Source organism: Bradyrhizobium viridifuturi (assembly GCF_001238275.1).
In the GTDB taxonomy this organism is placed as follows: Bacteria; Pseudomonadota; Alphaproteobacteria; order Rhizobiales; family Xanthobacteraceae; genus Bradyrhizobium; species Bradyrhizobium viridifuturi.
Genome location: NZ_LGTB01000031.1, coordinates 1 through 16,500 on the forward strand (window position 1 = coordinate 1; position 16,500 = coordinate 16,500).

Genomic DNA, 16,500 nt, shown 5'->3' on the forward strand with positions numbered 1-16,500 from the left:
CCCTCCCCCCGCAAGCGGGAGAGGGAGCCTGACTGGCTTGCCCACCTGACGCGCGCCGCCCTCCGATACCGCAACCGGGGACAGAACCGTGCTACCCGATCTGACCAGACGAAGCTTTGTGACCGCAGGGGGACTATCGATCATGGCCGCGATGACGGGGATGCAGCCGGCAAGGGCCGCGACGTGGCGCGATGAGATCCGCGCGATCGCGTTCGACGTCCAGGGGACGTGCGTCGACTTCTATCGGCCGATCCTGCGTGCCGGGCAAGCCGTCAACGCCGCGAAGGGGCTCGCGCTCGACTGGGCAAAACTCTCAAGCGAGTGGCGCGATCTCTATCGTGCCGCGCTCGACGACGTGATCGCCGGCAAGCGGCCGTGGATCAGGGTGGACCGCATCTATCGCGAGGCGCTGGATGTGCTGCTCGATCGCCACGAGCTCTCGAAAGCTTTCTCCAGGGACGAGCGCGACGAACTGAACACGGTGTGGAGCAAGCTCGATGCGTGGCCCGACAGCGTCGACGGGCTGGCGCGGCTGCGCCGCCGGTTCGTGACCTCGACATTGTCGAACGCCGGCATGGCCGCTGTGGTGGCGGTGGTCAAGCACGCCGGGCTGCCGTTCGATGCCGTGCTGACCGCCGAGCTTGCGCGCAGCTACAAGCCGTCACCGGCGGTGTATCAGCTCGCCGTCGACTATCTCGGCTATCCTGCCGACAAGATCCTGATGGTCGCCTGCCACAAATATGATCTGAAGGCGGCCCGCGCCTTCGGCATGCGCACAGCGTTCGTCGCTCGTCCGCTGGAGTTCGGACCGGCGGCGAAGGTGGACGTCGCGCCGGAGCCCTGGTTCGACCTGCATGTCGACAGCTTTACGCAGCTCGCCGACGCGCTCGGGCCGGCGTGACGATGCGCGGGTGAGTCAGTGTGCCCGGCTTACACCGGCGCGCCCGCCTCCGCGCAATTGGTCAGCCGCGCCGGCACGCCGACGGCGGTGCAGCCGGCGGGGACATCCGACGTCACCAGCGCACCGGCGCCGATCTTGGCGAAATCGCCGATGCTGAGGTTGCCGATGACAGTGGCGCCGGCGCTAAGCAGCACCCCGCGGCCGATCGTCGGAGCGTGGCGCTGATCGTCCTGATGCCGCGCGATGGTGACGTTCTGCAGGATCGTGACCTCGTCGCCGACCGAGGCCAGCGCGCCGATGATGATGCCGGTGCCGTGATCGAGGAACACCGCCGTTCCGATTTGGGCCGAAGGATGAATGCTGATTTGCAGCTGATCCGCAGTCGCGCTCTGCATCAACAGCGCAAGGTCGGGGCGATCGAAGCGCCACAGCCAGTTCGAGACACGCCAGGCCTGCAGCGCGACGTAGCCCTTGAAGTTGAGGAGCGGCGGCAGCAGACCCGTGATCGCGGGATCGCGGCGCACGATCGCCACGAGATCGGTCGCCGCGGCATCGACCAGCGCCGGCTCGGCCGCGAACGCCTCGCGGGCGGTCCGCATGAACTGCGCGCGATCGGCATCAGCGCGGCAGATCGCCCGGCCGATCAGGAATGCGAGCGCGCCGCCGAAATCGCCCTGGTCGAGGATGAAGGCGGCCGAGGCTTCGAGAAAGGGATCGGCGACAACAGCAGCTTCCGCCTCGCGCCGGATCGCAAGCCAGAGATCGTCGGAACTCACTGGCGCTTCTGCCGTCATGATTAATGCCTCTTTGCCCGCAATTCGAAGATAGATTGGGCGCGACGCCACAAAAATGCAAACCGGTTTGGACCTTCCGGATCAACTGGGTTCTCGTTATTTTGGCTTCAGCCCTGCCTTAGACAAGGTGCCCCATGCTTCACCCGCTGATGAACGATACGAAGTGGAATGAGTTGCGGCTCGCAATGGACGCGATCGAGCCCTCACCGCTTTGGAGCACATTGGTCACGAACGGTTGCCGGGCAGCCAAAGACCGCGATTGGTACTATCACTTCCGGAACGGTGGATATGAAGACATCATTCCCGTCGACATTTTCGCCGAGGGTGCGGAGCATCGCGAACGCATTTTGGCGGCGATTAAGCAGATCCATCTGCCCGGTGAGGTGACCGACGACGGCTTCCGCATCTACGGTTACGCCGAGCCCGGGCAGGCGATCGACTATTTGTAATCCCCAAAATGCAAACCGCCCGCTTGCTCATCGCAAACGGGCGGCTCAGGGCCATCAGGTTCTATGGGGGCACATCGCCTGAAGGCTAGCTATTGCCTCGCGTGATCAGCTCTGCGGCGGCTGGTCGTTCGGCGGGGTCGGACGGGTCTTGTGCTGCGCCATGAAGGCGTCGAACTCTTCCTTGTCCTTGGCGTGGCGCAGGCGATCGAGGAAGTTCTTGAACTCGACCTGCTCTTCCTCGAGACGGCGCAGCGTGTCCTGGCGGTACTCATCGAAGGCGCGGTTGCCGCTGGAGGGCGGGCCGAAGCCGCCGAACGGGAAGCCGCGGCGCTCCATGCGGCTCTTCATCCGCTCCATCTTGTCCTGCATGCGCTCCATCTTGTTCTGCCAGCGATCCATGTCGTTGTGACTCCAACAGGCCATTTTTCTGCTCCCAAGTGTGAAAAAGAGAAGGGCGAGGCCGATCGGCCACCAGATCATGAAGCCGAGGATGATCCCGGCGATCTTCAGGGGATGCCACGGCGTCGCGTAGAAGTAGGGACGGTAGGGCTCTTCAACGGGGCCGCGCCAGCGATTGACATCAGCGGTGTAGGCCATTTCCTTCTCCATCACGCATCACGCCGTTGTGAATGTAAATAACATTTACATAGGTAGCCCATCCCCCGGGAAAGTCAAGCAGCGCGGATGACGCACCCCTCGGATTATTTTTGGCTTAGCCGTTGAACCTTATTTCGGCTTGCCCCACGGACCAGCCTTCTCGCCCGCCGGCTTGTCGTCGGCCGCCGCGGTTCCAGGCCTCTGATCGGTCCGGAAGCCGAGGCCGCGCAGATAGATCAGCACTTCGGCCTCGAGCAATTCCTCCGGCGACATCGGCAGCTTGCGCCGCGCGGCATCGCCGCGGCCGAACAGCGAGGCGACTCCGTGCGACATCGACCAGATGTGCAGCGCCATCATCATCGCCGGCGGACGCGGCATGCCCGGCGGCGCCAGTGCCGCGAGCCGTTCGGCGGCGGCGCGAATGATCGCGAACGCCCGCTCGCTTGCGGCCATCAGCGTTGGATTCGCATCAGGCGGCAGGCCGGATTCGAACATCGCGGAATAGAACGCGGGCTCCTCGCGCGCGAAGGCGAGATAGGCCTTGCCGACCCGCTCGAACGCCGTGACGGTATCCGGGCGGCCGTCATCCCAAGCCTGGGTCAGCAAAGACTCGAATTGCTCGAAGCCGCGCTGCGCGATGCTGGCGATCAGTTCGTCGCGGTCGCGGAAATGCCGGTAGGGCGCGGCGGGGCTGACGCCGGCCATGCGCGCGGCATCGGCGAAGGTGAAGCCGGCAGGCCCCTTCTTCGAGATCAGGTCGAGGGCGGCCTGCAGCAACGCCTCTTTGAGATTGCCGTGATGATAGCCGCGCTCGGCGCGGCCTTGGTCCTTGCGCCAGCTCATGTGAACGGCTTTTACATGAGCCGGCGGTAAAGGTCACTAGCGGCGGGATCACGCGATCATCAAGATTAACGGACCGGCGGGCCGAATGCGCGGCTAGGCGGGGACGTAGGTCAACCTGATCGTGTTCTCGCCCAGCCGATCGCTTGCCAAGAGGCGCAGCGGGGCACGGGGGCCGGCGAAGAAGGGCTTGCCGCGCCCGAGCACGACGGGTCGGAGGTAGATCTGATACTCATCGATCAGGCCGAGCTCGGTCAAACGTCCCGCGAGCTCCGGTCCCGCAACTTCGATCTCACCGTCGAGCCGGGCCTTCAATTCGCGCACCGCCGCCCCGAGATCGCCCGCGACCAGGGTCGCGTTGGGCCCGACCGACGTCAGCGAACGCGACACCACCCATTTTGGCCGGCTCCGCCACGCGGCCGCGTACTCGCGCTCCTCCGCGTTCCAATCGGGGAGGTCGTCGTCCCAGTAGCGCATCACCTCGTACATGCGGCGGCCGTACAACATGCCGGTCGTGCCGCGCACCTGCTCGATGAAATGACGAAACAGCCCAGGTTCCGGCGGCATCGGCTGGTCGTGATCGACATAGCCGTCGAGCGACTGGTTCAATCCAAAGACGAGCTTCGCCATCGCGCAAGACCCCATCCAACCAACCCAAGTCGGAAGAAAACGACCCCTCCCGCCGCAGGCGGGAGAGGTGCGTCGAGTTTGCGGCTCTGTCACCCCGGTACTATCGCCCGGGGATCGGCAGCACCGGCATGATCTCCACGGCTTCACCCGGGAAGATCGAGAAGTGCGGATGGTTCTCGAACAGTTTGGCCGCCGCCTCATGCGAGGGCGCGCGCACCACCGTGAAGCCGGTCATCAGATTGGCGATGTCGGTGGTGCCGTCGGACCCCACCTTCTTGGTCTTGCCGAGCGGTCCGCCCATCTCGACGATCACGTCGTGGTGCTTCTCGACCCAGGCGCCCCACGCGGCCATGCCCTGCTGCTCCCTGGTGCGGCGCTCGGCCTCGGGCAGCGCGTTCCAGGCTGCCATCCGCGCGCCGGTTTTGCCGCCGCCGAGATAGACGGCGAGGAAAGTGTTGGTGCTCATCGTGGTTCTCCGTTGTGGTGGTTGATGGTGCAACGATCGATTGCTGGCGCGATGACGCTGTGCGGCGGCATCGCATCTTGTTCGGCTCTTCTGCTCTGCGCATGATCTTTCCGGAAAACCGCTGCGTAGTTTTCCGGATCATGCGCTAGCGCAGCGCCTTGCCCCAGCCGCCCTGCGGATGCTCGAAGGTGGCGGCCGCCTGCTGCACCTCCTCGGAGAAGTCGGCCATCTCCTGCACCTGGCGGATCTCGATCATCTCGTTCGCGGTGGCCGGGCACTGCTTCGCCCATTCGATCGCTTCGGCGCGCGAGGCGACCTCGATCATCCAGAAGCCGCCGATCACTTCCTTGGCCTCAGTGAACGGACCGTCGATCACGACGGGCTCACCGGCATCGAACTTGACGCGCGCGCCGGCGGCAGGCGGATGCAGACCCTCCAGCGTGATCAGCACGCCGGCATCCTTCAGCGCCTGATTGTACCGCATCATCGCGGCGACCCGTTCGGGGTCGAGCTCGAGCTTGGCGGGGGCGGACTCGTAGCCGAGCGGGATCATCAGCATCATGAAACGCATTGGTCGGATTTCCCTATCTGTTGAAGCACTCGCAATTTTCACCCTTGTCATTCCCCGATGTGCCACCAGACACAGACCCGGAATCCAGGACTTGCGACGGAGGTCATGTAGTCGGGTCGCACCGCCTGCGCGATATCGCGGAATGACGTCGGGTGTCACTTCTTGCCTGCCTGCGCGCGCAAGCGCTCTTCCTGCTCGCGCAACTCCGGTGTCAGTGCCTCGCCGAAATCCTCGGCGGCAAATACCTGTCGGATCTCGATCTCGGAGCCGCTGTCGAACGGCGCGCGCTTCATCCAGTCGATCGCCTCATCGAGCGACTTGGTCTCGATCAGCCAGAAGCCGCAAACCAGATCGCTGCTCAGCCCGAACGGTCCGCGCGACACGGTGCCCTGCCCGCCGGCAGATCTGACCCGCGCGCCCTTGTTGGTCGGATGCAGCCCCTCGCCTGCCTGCATCACGCCGGCCTTGACCATCTCCTCGTTGAACTTGCCCATTGCGGCAAGCATCTCGGTGCTCGGCATCACGCCGGCCTCGGTATCCCTGTTCGCCTTCACGATCACCATGAACTTCATCGTCGTGCTCCGTTGTCTCTCTGCCGATCTCAGCACCGGCGCTCGGTTGAAAGACGACGGACGGTTTGCGCTCCCGACACGACCATTGAAATTATCTTCGACGTCATTGACGCAGGCTCTGCGCTAGTCATCGATCGCCTGGTAGGCGAGCGTCCAGAAATCGGAAAACACCGCGGGCGGCTGCGGAGCATCCATCACGCGCTGGGTCAGCAGGATTCCTGTCATCGCTTCGCACGGGTCGGAATACCAGGAAGTGCCATAGCCGCCGACCCAGCCATAACTGCCCGGCACATGGCAGAGATCGTCGCGCGCGGTGACGACCGACAGCCCGAAACCCCACCCGCGCGACGCACCAAGTAACAGCTCGGCGCCAAGCTGTTGTTCCGGCGTGATCTGGTTCGAGGTCATCAGCTCCACCGAGGGACGCGACAGGATGCGCTCGGTGCCGAGCCGTCCGCCATTGAGCATCATCTGGGCGAAGGCGTTGAAATCGTCGGCGGTCGACACCAGCCCGGCACTGCCGTTCTCGAACACCGGCGGTGCTGCGTATTTGCCGGTTGCCGGCTCGTCGAACACCTTCAGCGCGCCGGTCGCATGGTCGCGGGCATAGCAGGTCGCAAACCGCGACAGCTTGTGTTGCGGCACATGGAAAGCCGTATCGTTCATGCCGAGCGGCCCGAAGATCCGCTCCTGCAGGAAGCCCGCGAACGAGATTCCGGCAACGCGCGCGATCAAGACGCCGAGGATCGGACTCCCCGTATCGTAGAGCCAGCGATCGCCGGGCTGATAGGCCAGCGGCAGCGTGCCGTAGCGGCGCAGCAATTCGTCCGGCGGAAACGACGGAAACACCGGCCCGGGCGCGAAGCCGGCGTCCGCGATCGCCATCTGGATCGGATAGCGCGCCGGAAACACCGGTATCATGCCGAGCCCGAAACGAAAGGTCAAAAGGTCGCGCAGCGTGATCGCGCGCTTGGCCGGCACCGTGTCATCGACCTCGGATTCGATGGTGCGCAACACGCGACGGTCGGCGAGCTCGGGCAGCCAGCGATCGAGGGGATCATCGAGCCTGAGCCGGCATTCCTCGACCAAAATCATCGCTGCGGCCGCCGTCACCGGCTTGGTCATCGAGGCGATGCGGAAGATGGTGTCGCGCTGCATCGGCGGCCCGCCCACCGCCGTGCGTCCGAGCACATCGGCATGGATCTCGCCCCGACGGCTGACCAGCGCCACGAGGCCCGGGACGTCGCCATCATCGATGTGGCGCGCCAGCACCTCGCGCATGCGCCCGAGCCGGGCCTGCGACAGGCCACCGTTTTCACTCGCAATGGTCATTTTGGGTTTCCTTCACAAAAGCCGCACCCGCCCGATGACCATGATCGAGCAGGCGATGTCACAGGAGCCGTCTATCGCTCCTGCCTGACGAGTTCGCCGTCCTGATGCGACGGACCGAAATAGACGTCGATCCGCGACACCTTGTCGCCGTCGAACACGAAGAACTCGGTGTTGCGGAAGCTCTTGCCGTCCTTCGCCACGCAGCGATAGGTGACGAAGGCCTCGACGCCGTCGACCATGATGCGCTCGATCTCGTGGCGGCCGATCCAGCCCGAGTCGCGCCAGCACTCGGCGAAATAGCGCGGCTTGTCGATGTTCTCGCCATAGGGCGTCGAGAAGCGGAAATCCTCCGCGAACGCCGCCTCGACGCTCGCACGGTCATTGGCGAGATAGGCGGCGAAGAGGGAGCGGATGATCTCCGCCCTGTTGCCAGTTGCAGCCATGTCGTCTCCACACAGATCGCCCGGGCCTCCGGAGCGCCAAGCGCTCCAGAACCCGGGCCTCAGGTACAAGACGAATGGAACGGCGCGAAAGCGACATCGCGCCGTCATTTATTTTCGGGACGGGACCGGACCAGGGTTCCCGGTCAGAACCTGGTCAGGATTCCTGGGGGAACATGCCGAAATAGGGCTCGGCCTCGTTGAAGACGCGCGCGAAAGACGGCCGCGCCTTCAGCCGCTCGAGATAGGCCGCCAGATGGCGGTGGCCCTCCCCGATCGGCTCGACCTTGTTGCCGTAGAACAGCGCCGGCGCGGCTGCGCAATCGGCCAGCGAGAAGCGCTCACCCATCATCCAGCCGCCATGCGCGAGGTACTGGTCCAGGATCGCATAGGAGGTGCGGAGCTGCGCCCGCGCCTCGGCGACGCCATGCGGGTCCTTCTTGTCCGCGGGGCGCAGCCGGTCGCCGACGACCTTCTGCATCGGCAGATGGACATAGAGATCGAGGAAGCGGTCGCGCAGCCGGGTCTGTAGCGCGAGCTCCGGGCTCTCAGGGATCAACCTGACGGTGCCGGGATAATGCCGGTCGAGATATTCGATCACGATGCTGGATTCAGGCACCGTCTCGCCGCGCGCCTCGTCGCGCAGCACGGGGAAGCGACCGATCGGCCATAAGGCGAGCAGCGCCGCGCGCTCGGCGGGATCGCCGAGATTGACCATGTGCGGGGTGAACGGGGCGCCGTTCTCGTAGAGCGCGACCAGCGCCTTCCAGCAGAACGAGGACAGCGGGTGGTAATGCAGGGTGAGTGACATCAGAACTCCATCATGGAACCAGTGCCCCGAGGACGATCCACGGACCACCCCGCCGACATCTCGTGCCGCGATTCATTTTGTTGTCGCCGGGCGCGAAGCGTACGCATCGCCGCGAACGCGCATTGGTCGAGAGCGCGAATCGAAGTGTTGAATCAAGCCGTGACGCAGTCAGCCATATTAAACTTCGTGATGGGTCTATCAGCGGTGCTGAAGGCCGGCCGTTCCGATGATTCACATCAGATCAAAATTGTCGTCGATTTTCGTCCGTAAGATTACGGTAAACATCGCATGCCGACTATGGATGATAACGTGCACATGAAAGAATTACTTCGCAAATTGAAATAGATGCGCACGAGCCATTGCGCGTTGTGCAGTTCGTGCCAGGCGCGAGGCTTTACCGATGCTAAACGGCTCGCTGCAACCTTTCCTTGAGTTGCCGCGATCCGCTTTTCCATCCCGTTTCATTTGAACATTCACGGAGCCCTGATGTTCAGTTTCAGCAACAAGGCAAACATCGACAGTGCGCTGGCGCAGGCCGCAGCGATCGGCAAGTCGCAGGCCGTCATCGAGTTCAAGCTCGACGGCACCATCGTCACCGCCAACGAGAACTTCCTGAACGCGATGGGCTACTCGCTCGACGAGATCAGGGGCAAGCACCACAGCATGTTCGTCGAACCCGCCACCCGCGACAGCCACGACTATCGCGAATTCTGGGCGCGGCTGAACCGCGGCGAATTCCAGGCCGCCCAGTACAAGCGCATCGCCAAGGGCGGTCGCGAGATCTGGATCCAGGCCTCCTACAACCCGATCATGGACAAGGGTGGCAAGCCGGTCGGCGTCATCAAATTCGCCACCGACATCACCTCGCAGAAGATCCACAGCATGGAAGATGCCGGCAAGATCGCCGCGATCGGCCGTGCCCAGGCGGTGATCGAGTTCAACATGGACGGCACCATCGTCAACGCCAACGAGAACTTCCTCGGCGCGATGGGCTATTCGCTCGCCGAGATCCAGGGCAAGCATCACAGCATGTTCATGCCGACGGCCGACCGCGACAGCGCGGCCTACCGCGATTTCTGGGCGCGGCTCAACCGCGGCGAGCTCGAGTCCGGCGAGTTCAAGCGCATCGCCAAGGGCGGCAAGGAGATCTGGATCCTCGCCAGCTACAATCCGATCCTCGACGACCGCGGCAAGCCGTTCAAGGTCGTCAAATTCGCAACCGACGTGACGCAGCAGAAGTTGAAGGCCGCCGACAATGACGGCCAGATCGACGCGATCGGCAAGTCGCAGGCGGTGATCGAGTTCAACATGGACGGCACGATCCGCTCCGCGAACCCGAACTTCCTCGCCGCGATGGGCTATTCGCTGGCCGAGATCCAGGGCCGGCATCACAGCATGTTCGTGGAGCCGGTCGAGGCGAGTTCGCAGGCCTATCGCGAATTCTGGGGCGCACTGAACCGCGGCGAGTTTCAGGCCGCCGAGTACAAGCGCATCGCCAAGGGCGGCCGCGAGATCTGGATCCAGGCCTCCTACAATCCGATCCTCGATCCCAACGGCAAGCCCTACAAGGTGGTGAAATACGCCACCGACATTACCGCGCAGGCGATCGGCCGCAAGAAGGCCGACAGCGCGCGCGGCCTGATCGAAGCGGTTGCCGCCGGCAGCGAGGAGATGAGCGCCTCGATCCGCGAGATCTCGGAGACCATGACCAAGTCGAAGCAGAACGCCGCGGTCGCCACCGGCCGCGTCGAGGCCGCCGACGGCCAGGCGCAGAAGCTCAATGCCGCCGCTCAAGCGATGAGCGGCATCGTCGAGATGATCTCGAGCATCACCGGGCAGATCAACCTGCTGGCGCTCAACGCCACGATCGAATCGGCGCGCGCGGGCGAAGCCGGCCGCGGCTTCGCAGTGGTCGCCTCCGAGGTGAAGAGCCTCGCCAACCAGGCAAAGCAGGCGACCGACACGATCTCCTCGGAAATCGATGCGCTGAACTCGATCGCCGCCGCGGTGGCGAGCTCGCTCTCCGAGATCAAGGCTGCGATTGCCGGCGTCAACGAATACATCACCTCCACCGCCGCGGCGGTCGAGGAGCAGAGCATCGTGACGCAGGACATGTCCACCAACATGCAGCGCGCCTCCGCCGAGCTCGCGGCGTAGGCAGCGGTGCGATCCTCGAAGGATGAACGGCCCGGGCTGGGGGTCGCGCATCCTTCGAGACGCGCCTTTCCGTCTTCTCGGGACGAAGCACCTCCCCCGGGTTGACACGCTACGGTAAAGGTCGCAGACGGTCGGGGCTTCCTGCCCGAACCGATGGACCGCCCGATGACCCCCTCAGCACACAAAGTCGCGCTCGTGACCGGCGCCGCGCGCGGCATCGGGCTTGCCGCGGCGAAGCGCTTTCTTGCTGACGGCTGGCGCGTCGCGCTGCTCGACATCGAGGGCGCATTGCTGGAAAGCGCCGTTGCGGCGCTCAAGCAGCCCGACGCCACCCTGGCGCTGACCTGCGACGTATCCGACGCCGATGGCGTGACCAAGGCGATTGCCGCGATCACGGCCCGCTTCGGCCGGCTCGACGCGCTGGTCAACAACGCCGGCACGGCGGTGTTCGCGCCGGTGCTGGAGACCTCCGACGCCGACTGGAACCGGATCATGGCGGTCAACCTCACCGGCCCGTTCCTGTGCACCAAGGCGGCGGCGCCGGCGATGCGCGAGCATGGCGGCGCGATCGTCAACATCACCTCGATCTCGGCGGTGCGCGCCTCGACGCTGCGCTCGGCCTACGGCACCAGCAAGGCCGGCCTCGCGCACCTCACCAAGCAGCTCGCGGTCGAGCTCGCCTCGCTCGGCATCCGTGTCAACGGCGTGGCACCTGGACCGGTCGAGACCGCGATGGCCAAGGCCGTGCACACGCCGGAGATCCGCGCCGACTATCACGACGCCATCCCGCTCAACCGCTATGGACTGGAAGAGGAGCTGGCAGAGGCAATCTTTTTCCTGTGCTCGGATCGCTCAAGCTACATCACCGGACAGATCCTCGCCGTCGACGGCGGCTTCGACGCTGCCGGCATCGGCCTGCCGACCCTGCGCGGCGAGCGGCGAAATGGCTAACGCCCGTTCACGGCAACGACACGCCACGCATCCGACAACCGGTCGATCCGCGCGAGCGACAGCGGGTCGATCACGAAGCGCAGCGCAAGCTCCGGCGCGAGATCGAGTGCGATCGCGAGGATCGCGCGGATGGTGCCGGAATGCACGACCAGCACGACGTCGCCTGCCGGCAGGCGAGTTAGCCCTGTCCGCGCACGCGCGATCTGGTCGGCAAAGCTTTCGCCGCCAGGCGGCCGGTTGGTCCCCGGCGAATTCCAGAACGCGCGATAGGCCTCGGCGCCGAGCTCCTGCTCGATCTCGCTGTGGCGACGGCCAGTCCACTCGCCGAAATCCTGCTCGCGAAAAGCGTCGTCTTTCGTTGCCGTGAGACCGAGCCGGGCTGCGGTCTCGGTTGTGCGACGTGCCGGGCTGCAGACCGCGACCGCTTCAATCGGAAGCCGCGCCTGCAATGCGGCGAAGGCCGCGGCATCGCCGAGGTCCGCCGGTGCATCCGGCGCATGGATCACACCGCGCGGACCATCGACCGGCGCGTGGCGGATCAGCCAGAGATGCGTTTCGTGATCCATTGCTGCTCACCCCAACCGCGCTGCGAGCAACACCAGGATCGCAGTCTCCGCGACCTGCTCGGCAGCGCCAAGCACATCGCCGGTCTGGCCGCCGATCTGCCGCCTTGCCAATTGCATCATGATCAGTGCGCTGGCGCCGGCCGCGATCGCCGCCAGCAGCGCGCTGCCCAGGGGCAGAGCAAGGATTGCGATCAAAAGTGCGATGCCGGCCGCGACCGCCGCGATCGCACCATCGGGCCGGCCGGCATTGGCGGCGAGACCATCTTTCCGGGCGTAAGGCAGGCTGATCGCGATCCACGGCAGCACGCCGCGGCCGAGCGCATGCGCCGCGATCAGGCCCTGCACCACGATGCCGTCGGAAAGCGCAGCCAGCGCCGCAAGCTTGGTGGCAAAGCTCACCAACAGCGCCAGCGCGCCATAGGTGCCGAGCCGGCTGTCACGCATGATCTCGAGCTTGGCCGCGACATCGCGGCCGCCGCCGAACCCGTCGGCGACGTCGGCAAGCCCGTCCTCATGCAGCGCGCCGGTCAGCAGCGCGCTGCTACCGAGTGCCAGTGCCGCCGCGGCAAGGTCCGGCACGCCGATCGACCGCAGCAGCAGGCAGAACAGGCCGATCGCAGCCCCGATGCCGGCCCCGACCAGCGGAAACAGCCGCTGCGCCCGCGCAAAACTCTCCGGCCGCGCGCCGTCCGGATGCGGCATCGGCAGCCGGGTCAGGAAGGCGGTGGCGATCCTGAGATCGTCGAGCCATTGATTCATGGTGAAGGCTGGAAATTGGGCTAAAGCGCGATGGGATCGGGCTCAATCTCATCGCGCTTGAGCTTCTTGTTAGGGCATGATCTCCGCACAAACGCCAGGCGTTTGTCAGGAGGGAAAACCGCTTCACGCTTTTCCGGATCATGCTTTAGCTTGCGGCCCGCTCGACGAGGGAATCGCATGCAGTTCAGTACTCTAGACGACATCCGTAGCTTCTGTCGCGACCTGCCCCAAGGCGACGAGGCCAGCGCCGCGGCCGCTACGGTTCGCCAGCAGAACCTGACCAAACCGCCGGGCAGCCTCGGCCGGCTGGAGGACGCTGCGATCTGGCTGGCGCGCTGGCAGGAGCGCGAGATTCCCCGGCTCGATAAGGTCACGATCGCGGTGTTCGCCGGCAATCACGGCATCGCCGAGCGCGGCGTCTCCGCCTACCCGTCCGAGGTCACCGCGCAGATGGTGGCGAATTTTGCCGCGGGCGGTGCCGCGATCAACCAGATCGCAAAACTGGCCGGGGCCGAGCTCCGCGTCGAGGCGCTCGAGCTCGCGCGTCCGACCCGCGATTTCACCATGGCAACGGCAATGGACGGCGCCGATTTCCTGGTTGCGCTCGACACCGGCTGGCGCACGGTGCCCGAACAATGCGATTTGCTCGTGGTCGGCGAGATGGGGATTGCCAACACCACGGTGGCGGCGACGCTGTGCGCGGCATTGATGGGCGGGCGCGGCGCGCGCTGGGCCGGCCGCGGCACCGGCGTCGACGATGCCGGCCTGCTGCGCAAGCGCGCCACGATCGACACCGCGCTGAAAATGCATCGCAACCTGCTCGGCGATCCGCTCGCGGTCGCAGTCGCGCTCGGCGGGCGCGAGCTTGCGGCCATCTTCGGCGCCGTGCTGGCGGCGCGTGCGAGATCGATTCCGGTGCTGCTCGACGGCTTCGTCGCAACCTCGGCGGTGCTGCCGCTGGCGCGGCTGGCGCCCAATGGCCTCGCGCATTGCCGCGCCGGCCACGTCTCGGCCGAACTCGGCCATCGCGAATTGCTGCGCGAACTTCAGCTTGCGCCCCTGCTCGATCTCGAGATGCGGCTCGGCGAAGCCTCCGGCGCGGGGATCGCGATCCTGCTGCTGCGCGCGGCGCTCGCCTGCCACGGCGGCATGGCGACCTTCGCCGAGGCCGGCGTCTCCGGCGCGGACTGACAAACTGTCGCCGCATGGGCTAGCCTAACTGGCGCCTGGCACGAGCCGGAGCGACGTCAACGGAAGGAACCGCCGCATGCGCATCGGGGCGATCTGGACGATCATGATCTTGGGGATGGCGGCGCTGCTTGCCGATGTCTCAAGCGCTGAAGCAGACGTTCGCATTCTCGCCAGCCCCGGCGGACAGGTCGGTCCGTTCATCGATCTGTTCGACAAGGTGCGCGAGTCCGGCGAGCGCGTCGTGATCGACGGGCCGTGCCTGTCGGCCTGCACGCTGGTGCTCTCGATGGTGCCGGGCGACCGCATCTGCGTGACACGGCGCGCCGTGCTCGGCTTCCACGCCGCACGCTCGATCGACCAGCGCGGCCGCACCTACGCGGAGCCGGAAGCGTCCGAGGCGGTGCTGCAAGCCTATCCGGCGCCGGTGCGCGGCTGGATCGTGCGCCGCGGCGGCCTGACCTCGCGCCTGCTGCTGCTGCGCGGCCGCGAGCTGGCCGCGATCTATCCGCGGTGCCGGTAAGGGCTATCTGACCGACCTGACAACCGCCGCTACCGATTCCGTCATCCCCGCGCAAAGGCTTCGCCTTTGTCGCTGGAGATGCGAGCGGAGCGAGCCTCGAAGGATGTGCGGCCGGCTGGTGGCCGTCGATCCTTCGAGGGCCGCTGAAGAAGCGGCCACCTCAGGACGACGGCGATAGAATGAGGTACAAGGCGCCAGGACGGACTTAGTGTTGGCCTACATCCTGCGGGCAGTTCACCATCCAGGGGATGCCGAACTGATCGACACACATGCCGAAGCCGTTGGAGAAGAAGGTCTTGCCGAACGGCATGGTGACCGTGCCGCCTTCGGACAGCGCCTTGAAGCGGCGTTCCGCCTCGGCGGGATCCTCGACCTGCAGCGAGACGTGGAAGCCCTGCGGCTTCTGGAAATGGCCGGGCGGCGCGTCAGAGGCCATGATGATCTCGCCGTCGATCGTAAGGCGGGCATGCATGATCTTGTCCTTCCATCCCGGCGGCGTCTGCATCTGTGGATTGCCCTCGCCGTAGGGATAGGTTTCCTCGATCCGCGCACCGAGCACCTTCTGGTAGAAGTTCAGCGCGGCGCCGCAATTGCCATCGTAGGAGAGATAGGGGTTGACCTGCATCGCATGCTCCCTGGGGTAGGTTCTGGCGCGTCTTCTTCACGCGAACCGGTAAACCACTTCGCTCGAAAACGCTATTTTTCCGTCAGCTTCTTCAGATTGGCGAGACCGACCTCGAAATCCTTGCCGATCATGTGGTCCAGGTTCATGAACACCTGCATCACCTTCGACATGAAGACGGCCGGACCATACATGGTCCATGTGACGCTGGTCGCATCTCCCTGCGGCAGCATTGTGAACTCGGCGGTGTTGTGGCCCTCGAACGGCTTGAGGAAGTCGAGCTTGATGACGACCTTCGACGGCGCCGACGACTGCAGTATCTCCATGCGGCCGGTGCCGACATTCTTGTTGCCGTCCCAGGCATAGACCGCGCCCTGCCCGCGCCCGGCGCCGTCGTAGCTGCGCTTCATGTCCGGGTCCCGGTTCTCGTAGGGCGACCACACCGTCCACTGCCGGAAATCGTCGATCAACGGAAAGATCCGCTCGGCCGGCGCATTGATGCTGGTCGCACGCGTGACGCGGAACGTGCTCGGCTTGGTCGCCGCGAGGATGAGAATGACGGCGATCGTGACGGCGAGGACGACGGCAACGATGGCAATGGTCTCGAACATGATTGTCTCCGGAAGGATGCTTTGAGGAATAGCTTAACGGCGGAACGGCAACAGCGCGCGCAGATTGCCGTCGCGCAGATAGAGCCCGCCCCACACCATCAGGCCGAGATAGAGCCCGAACAGCGTATGCGTGAACAGCGGGCTGTCGATCCGCAGATGCGATGCGATCGCGCCGCCGAGATAGCCGGTGAGCAGGATGGCGCCGAGAATCGAGGTCGGCGGTACCGAGTACAACAGCGTGCAGACGATGGTGATGATGCCCAGGCTACGCGCCAACGTATCGCTCGCGCCCCAGCCCATCTTGTCCATGGTCTCGGTGACGACCGGCAACGGCACGAGCTTGATGGCGCCATCGAACAGCAGGAAGAGGATGACCACGCCGCTCATGACACGGCCGGTGATGCGGGCGGGCTTTGAGACTTCGGTGTCGACGATCGTCGGCATGACGGGCTCCGTAACGCTTTGTGATGCTCTGTCATCAAGACGAACGGTGAGATGAGAGGCCGACACTGCGCGGGAAGATTTTTTTGGAGGGCGTCACCAGAGTTGCGAGAGCGACGCGTACCTTGATCATCTCGCTTGGGGCTTACCCCTCTCCCCACCCCTCCCCCGCAAGGGGGGAGGGAGCCAGACGTTCGTGCTCACCTCACACGATCGGCTGGCGATGTTGTTGATCTCATGTGAGGGACACACCGGCGGAAGGGTTCCCTCCCCCTTGCG

The 16,500-nt window shown here is 65.1% G+C and carries 21 protein-coding genes; 6 read left to right on the forward strand and 15 right to left on the reverse strand.

The annotated features are described in order from the left end of the window. The first annotated feature begins 142 nt into the window (after positions 1-142). Entirely contained in the window at positions 143-901 is a 759-nt protein-coding gene (locus ALC15_RS25870; RefSeq protein WP_244486266.1) for a haloacid dehalogenase type II, read from the forward strand. Between the two features lie 29 nt (positions 902-930). Here ALC15_RS25870 and ALC15_RS25875 read toward each other — a convergent pair whose 3' ends face one another. Beyond that, on the reverse strand, positions 931-1,695 hold the full coding sequence (locus ALC15_RS25875; RefSeq protein WP_050629708.1) for a serine acetyltransferase domain-containing protein: 765 nt from the start codon (positions 1,693-1,695) through the stop codon (positions 931-933). Positions 1,696-1,844: 149 nt separating this feature from the next. Between ALC15_RS25875 and ALC15_RS25880 the strand changes: the two genes are divergently transcribed. Beyond that, complete coding sequence (locus ALC15_RS25880; protein WP_050629804.1) at positions 1,845-2,144, forward strand: DUF6678 family protein; 300 nt, start codon at positions 1,845-1,847, stop codon at positions 2,142-2,144. 105 nt (positions 2,145-2,249) lie between these two features. Here ALC15_RS25880 and ALC15_RS25885 read toward each other — a convergent pair whose 3' ends face one another. From ALC15_RS25885 to ALC15_RS25925, 9 genes are all read right to left on the reverse strand, one after another. Continuing rightward, a complete protein-coding gene (locus ALC15_RS25885) occupies positions 2,250-2,741 on the reverse strand; it encodes a DUF2852 domain-containing protein (protein ID WP_021080144.1) in 492 nt (163 codons plus the stop codon). 129 nt (positions 2,742-2,870) lie between these two features. Then, entirely contained in the window at positions 2,871-3,584 is a 714-nt protein-coding gene (locus ALC15_RS25890; protein ID WP_050629709.1) for a TetR/AcrR family transcriptional regulator, read from the reverse strand. A gap of 93 nt (positions 3,585-3,677) precedes the next feature. Then, on the reverse strand, positions 3,678-4,211 hold the full coding sequence (locus ALC15_RS25895; protein WP_050629710.1) for a dihydrofolate reductase family protein: 534 nt from the start codon (positions 4,209-4,211) through the stop codon (positions 3,678-3,680). Between the two features lie 100 nt (positions 4,212-4,311). Then, positions 4,312-4,677, reverse strand: coding sequence for a YciI family protein (locus ALC15_RS25900; protein ID WP_050629711.1), 366 nt, complete (start codon positions 4,675-4,677; stop codon positions 4,312-4,314). Positions 4,678-4,822: 145 nt separating this feature from the next. Then, positions 4,823-5,248: a YciI family protein gene (locus ALC15_RS25905; protein ID WP_050629712.1), complete on the reverse strand. Its 426-nt coding sequence runs from the start codon at positions 5,246-5,248 to the stop codon at positions 4,823-4,825. 155 nt (positions 5,249-5,403) lie between these two features. Continuing rightward, entirely contained in the window at positions 5,404-5,820 is a 417-nt protein-coding gene (locus tag ALC15_RS25910; protein WP_050629713.1) for a YciI family protein, read from the reverse strand. 123 nt (positions 5,821-5,943) lie between these two features. Continuing rightward, complete coding sequence (locus tag ALC15_RS25915) at positions 5,944-7,152, reverse strand: serine hydrolase domain-containing protein (protein WP_050629714.1); 1,209 nt, start codon at positions 7,150-7,152, stop codon at positions 5,944-5,946. Positions 7,153-7,223: 71 nt separating this feature from the next. After that, the gene (locus ALC15_RS25920) at positions 7,224-7,595 is read right to left on the reverse strand and encodes a nuclear transport factor 2 family protein (RefSeq protein WP_050629715.1); all 372 of its coding nucleotides are present in this window, start codon (positions 7,593-7,595) and stop codon (positions 7,224-7,226) included. A gap of 154 nt (positions 7,596-7,749) precedes the next feature. Beyond that, positions 7,750-8,403, reverse strand: a complete 654-nt coding sequence (locus ALC15_RS25925) for a glutathione S-transferase family protein (RefSeq protein WP_050629716.1) — start codon at positions 8,401-8,403, stop codon at positions 7,750-7,752. Positions 8,404-8,889: 486 nt separating this feature from the next. On the opposite strand from ALC15_RS25925, the gene ALC15_RS25930 reads away from it, so the two are divergent. Together ALC15_RS25930 and ALC15_RS25935 are read left to right on the forward strand one after the other, a co-directional pair. Next, positions 8,890-10,560, forward strand: coding sequence for a methyl-accepting chemotaxis protein (locus tag ALC15_RS25930; RefSeq protein ID WP_050629717.1), 1,671 nt, complete (start codon positions 8,890-8,892; stop codon positions 10,558-10,560). Between the two features lie 165 nt (positions 10,561-10,725). Next, on the forward strand, positions 10,726-11,511 hold the full coding sequence (locus tag ALC15_RS25935) for an SDR family NAD(P)-dependent oxidoreductase (protein WP_050629805.1): 786 nt from the start codon (positions 10,726-10,728) through the stop codon (positions 11,509-11,511). On the opposite strand, the gene ALC15_RS25940 is transcribed toward ALC15_RS25935, so the two are convergent. After that, positions 11,508-12,077, reverse strand: coding sequence for a histidine phosphatase family protein (locus ALC15_RS25940; RefSeq protein WP_050629718.1), 570 nt, complete (start codon positions 12,075-12,077; stop codon positions 11,508-11,510). The genes ALC15_RS25935 and ALC15_RS25940 overlap by 4 nt on opposite strands. 6 nt (positions 12,078-12,083) lie before the next feature. Then, complete coding sequence (gene cobS, locus ALC15_RS25945; protein ID WP_050629719.1) at positions 12,084-12,836, reverse strand: adenosylcobinamide-GDP ribazoletransferase; 753 nt, start codon at positions 12,834-12,836, stop codon at positions 12,084-12,086. Positions 12,837-13,013: 177 nt separating this feature from the next. On the opposite strand from cobS, the gene cobT reads away from it, so the two are divergent. Both cobT and ALC15_RS25955 read left to right on the forward strand, forming a co-directional pair. Beyond that, the gene (cobT, locus tag ALC15_RS25950; protein ID WP_050629720.1) at positions 13,014-14,027 is read left to right on the forward strand and encodes a nicotinate-nucleotide--dimethylbenzimidazole phosphoribosyltransferase; all 1,014 of its coding nucleotides are present in this window, start codon (positions 13,014-13,016) and stop codon (positions 14,025-14,027) included. Between the two features lie 103 nt (positions 14,028-14,130). Continuing rightward, a complete protein-coding gene (locus ALC15_RS25955; RefSeq protein ID WP_430649190.1) occupies positions 14,131-14,547 on the forward strand; it encodes a hypothetical protein in 417 nt (138 codons plus the stop codon). A gap of 205 nt (positions 14,548-14,752) precedes the next feature. On the opposite strand, the gene ALC15_RS25960 is transcribed toward ALC15_RS25955, so the two are convergent. From ALC15_RS25960 to ALC15_RS25970, 3 genes are all read right to left on the reverse strand, one after another. After that, complete coding sequence (locus ALC15_RS25960; protein WP_050629722.1) at positions 14,753-15,172, reverse strand: VOC family protein; 420 nt, start codon at positions 15,170-15,172, stop codon at positions 14,753-14,755. Positions 15,173-15,243: 71 nt separating this feature from the next. Continuing rightward, complete coding sequence (locus ALC15_RS25965) at positions 15,244-15,780, reverse strand: SRPBCC family protein (RefSeq protein ID WP_050629723.1); 537 nt, start codon at positions 15,778-15,780, stop codon at positions 15,244-15,246. A 33-nt stretch (positions 15,781-15,813) separates the two neighbouring features. Continuing rightward, complete coding sequence (locus ALC15_RS25970; RefSeq protein ID WP_050629724.1) at positions 15,814-16,224, reverse strand: DoxX family protein; 411 nt, start codon at positions 16,222-16,224, stop codon at positions 15,814-15,816. Between the last annotated feature and the right edge of the window lie 276 nt (positions 16,225-16,500).

Bases quoted from the DNA above. Each gene is read 5' to 3' on its own strand.
- ALC15_RS25870 (WP_244486266.1), top strand. From the start codon at position 143: ATGGCCGCGATGACGGGGATGCAGCCGGCAAGGGCCGCGACGTGGCGC.
- ALC15_RS25875 (WP_050629708.1), bottom strand. From the start codon at position 1,695: ATGACGGCAGAAGCGCCAGTGAGTTCCGACGATCTCTGGCTTGCGATC.
- ALC15_RS25880 (WP_050629804.1), top strand. From the start codon at position 1,845: ATGAACGATACGAAGTGGAATGAGTTGCGGCTCGCAATGGACGCGATC.
- ALC15_RS25885 (WP_021080144.1), bottom strand. From the start codon at position 2,741: ATGGCCTACACCGCTGATGTCAATCGCTGGCGCGGCCCCGTTGAAGAG.
- ALC15_RS25890 (WP_050629709.1), bottom strand. From the start codon at position 3,584: ATGAGCTGGCGCAAGGACCAAGGCCGCGCCGAGCGCGGCTATCATCAC.
- ALC15_RS25895 (WP_050629710.1), bottom strand. From the start codon at position 4,211: ATGGCGAAGCTCGTCTTTGGATTGAACCAGTCGCTCGACGGCTATGTC.
- ALC15_RS25900 (WP_050629711.1), bottom strand. From the start codon at position 4,677: ATGAGCACCAACACTTTCCTCGCCGTCTATCTCGGCGGCGGCAAAACC.
- ALC15_RS25905 (WP_050629712.1), bottom strand. From the start codon at position 5,248: ATGCGTTTCATGATGCTGATGATCCCGCTCGGCTACGAGTCCGCCCCC.
- ALC15_RS25910 (WP_050629713.1), bottom strand. From the start codon at position 5,820: ATGAAGTTCATGGTGATCGTGAAGGCGAACAGGGATACCGAGGCCGGC.
- ALC15_RS25915 (WP_050629714.1), bottom strand. From the start codon at position 7,152: ATGACCATTGCGAGTGAAAACGGTGGCCTGTCGCAGGCCCGGCTCGGG.
- ALC15_RS25920 (WP_050629715.1), bottom strand. From the start codon at position 7,595: ATGGCTGCAACTGGCAACAGGGCGGAGATCATCCGCTCCCTCTTCGCC.
- ALC15_RS25925 (WP_050629716.1), bottom strand. From the start codon at position 8,403: ATGTCACTCACCCTGCATTACCACCCGCTGTCCTCGTTCTGCTGGAAG.
- ALC15_RS25930 (WP_050629717.1), top strand. From the start codon at position 8,890: ATGTTCAGTTTCAGCAACAAGGCAAACATCGACAGTGCGCTGGCGCAG.
- ALC15_RS25935 (WP_050629805.1), top strand. From the start codon at position 10,726: ATGACCCCCTCAGCACACAAAGTCGCGCTCGTGACCGGCGCCGCGCGC.
- ALC15_RS25940 (WP_050629718.1), bottom strand. From the start codon at position 12,077: ATGGATCACGAAACGCATCTCTGGCTGATCCGCCACGCGCCGGTCGAT.
- cobS (WP_050629719.1), bottom strand. From the start codon at position 12,836: ATGAATCAATGGCTCGACGATCTCAGGATCGCCACCGCCTTCCTGACC.
- cobT (WP_050629720.1), top strand. From the start codon at position 13,014: ATGCAGTTCAGTACTCTAGACGACATCCGTAGCTTCTGTCGCGACCTG.
- ALC15_RS25955 (WP_430649190.1), top strand. From the start codon at position 14,131: ATGATCTTGGGGATGGCGGCGCTGCTTGCCGATGTCTCAAGCGCTGAA.
- ALC15_RS25960 (WP_050629722.1), bottom strand. From the start codon at position 15,172: ATGCAGGTCAACCCCTATCTCTCCTACGATGGCAATTGCGGCGCCGCG.
- ALC15_RS25965 (WP_050629723.1), bottom strand. From the start codon at position 15,780: ATGTTCGAGACCATTGCCATCGTTGCCGTCGTCCTCGCCGTCACGATC.
- ALC15_RS25970 (WP_050629724.1), bottom strand. From the start codon at position 16,224: ATGCCGACGATCGTCGACACCGAAGTCTCAAAGCCCGCCCGCATCACC.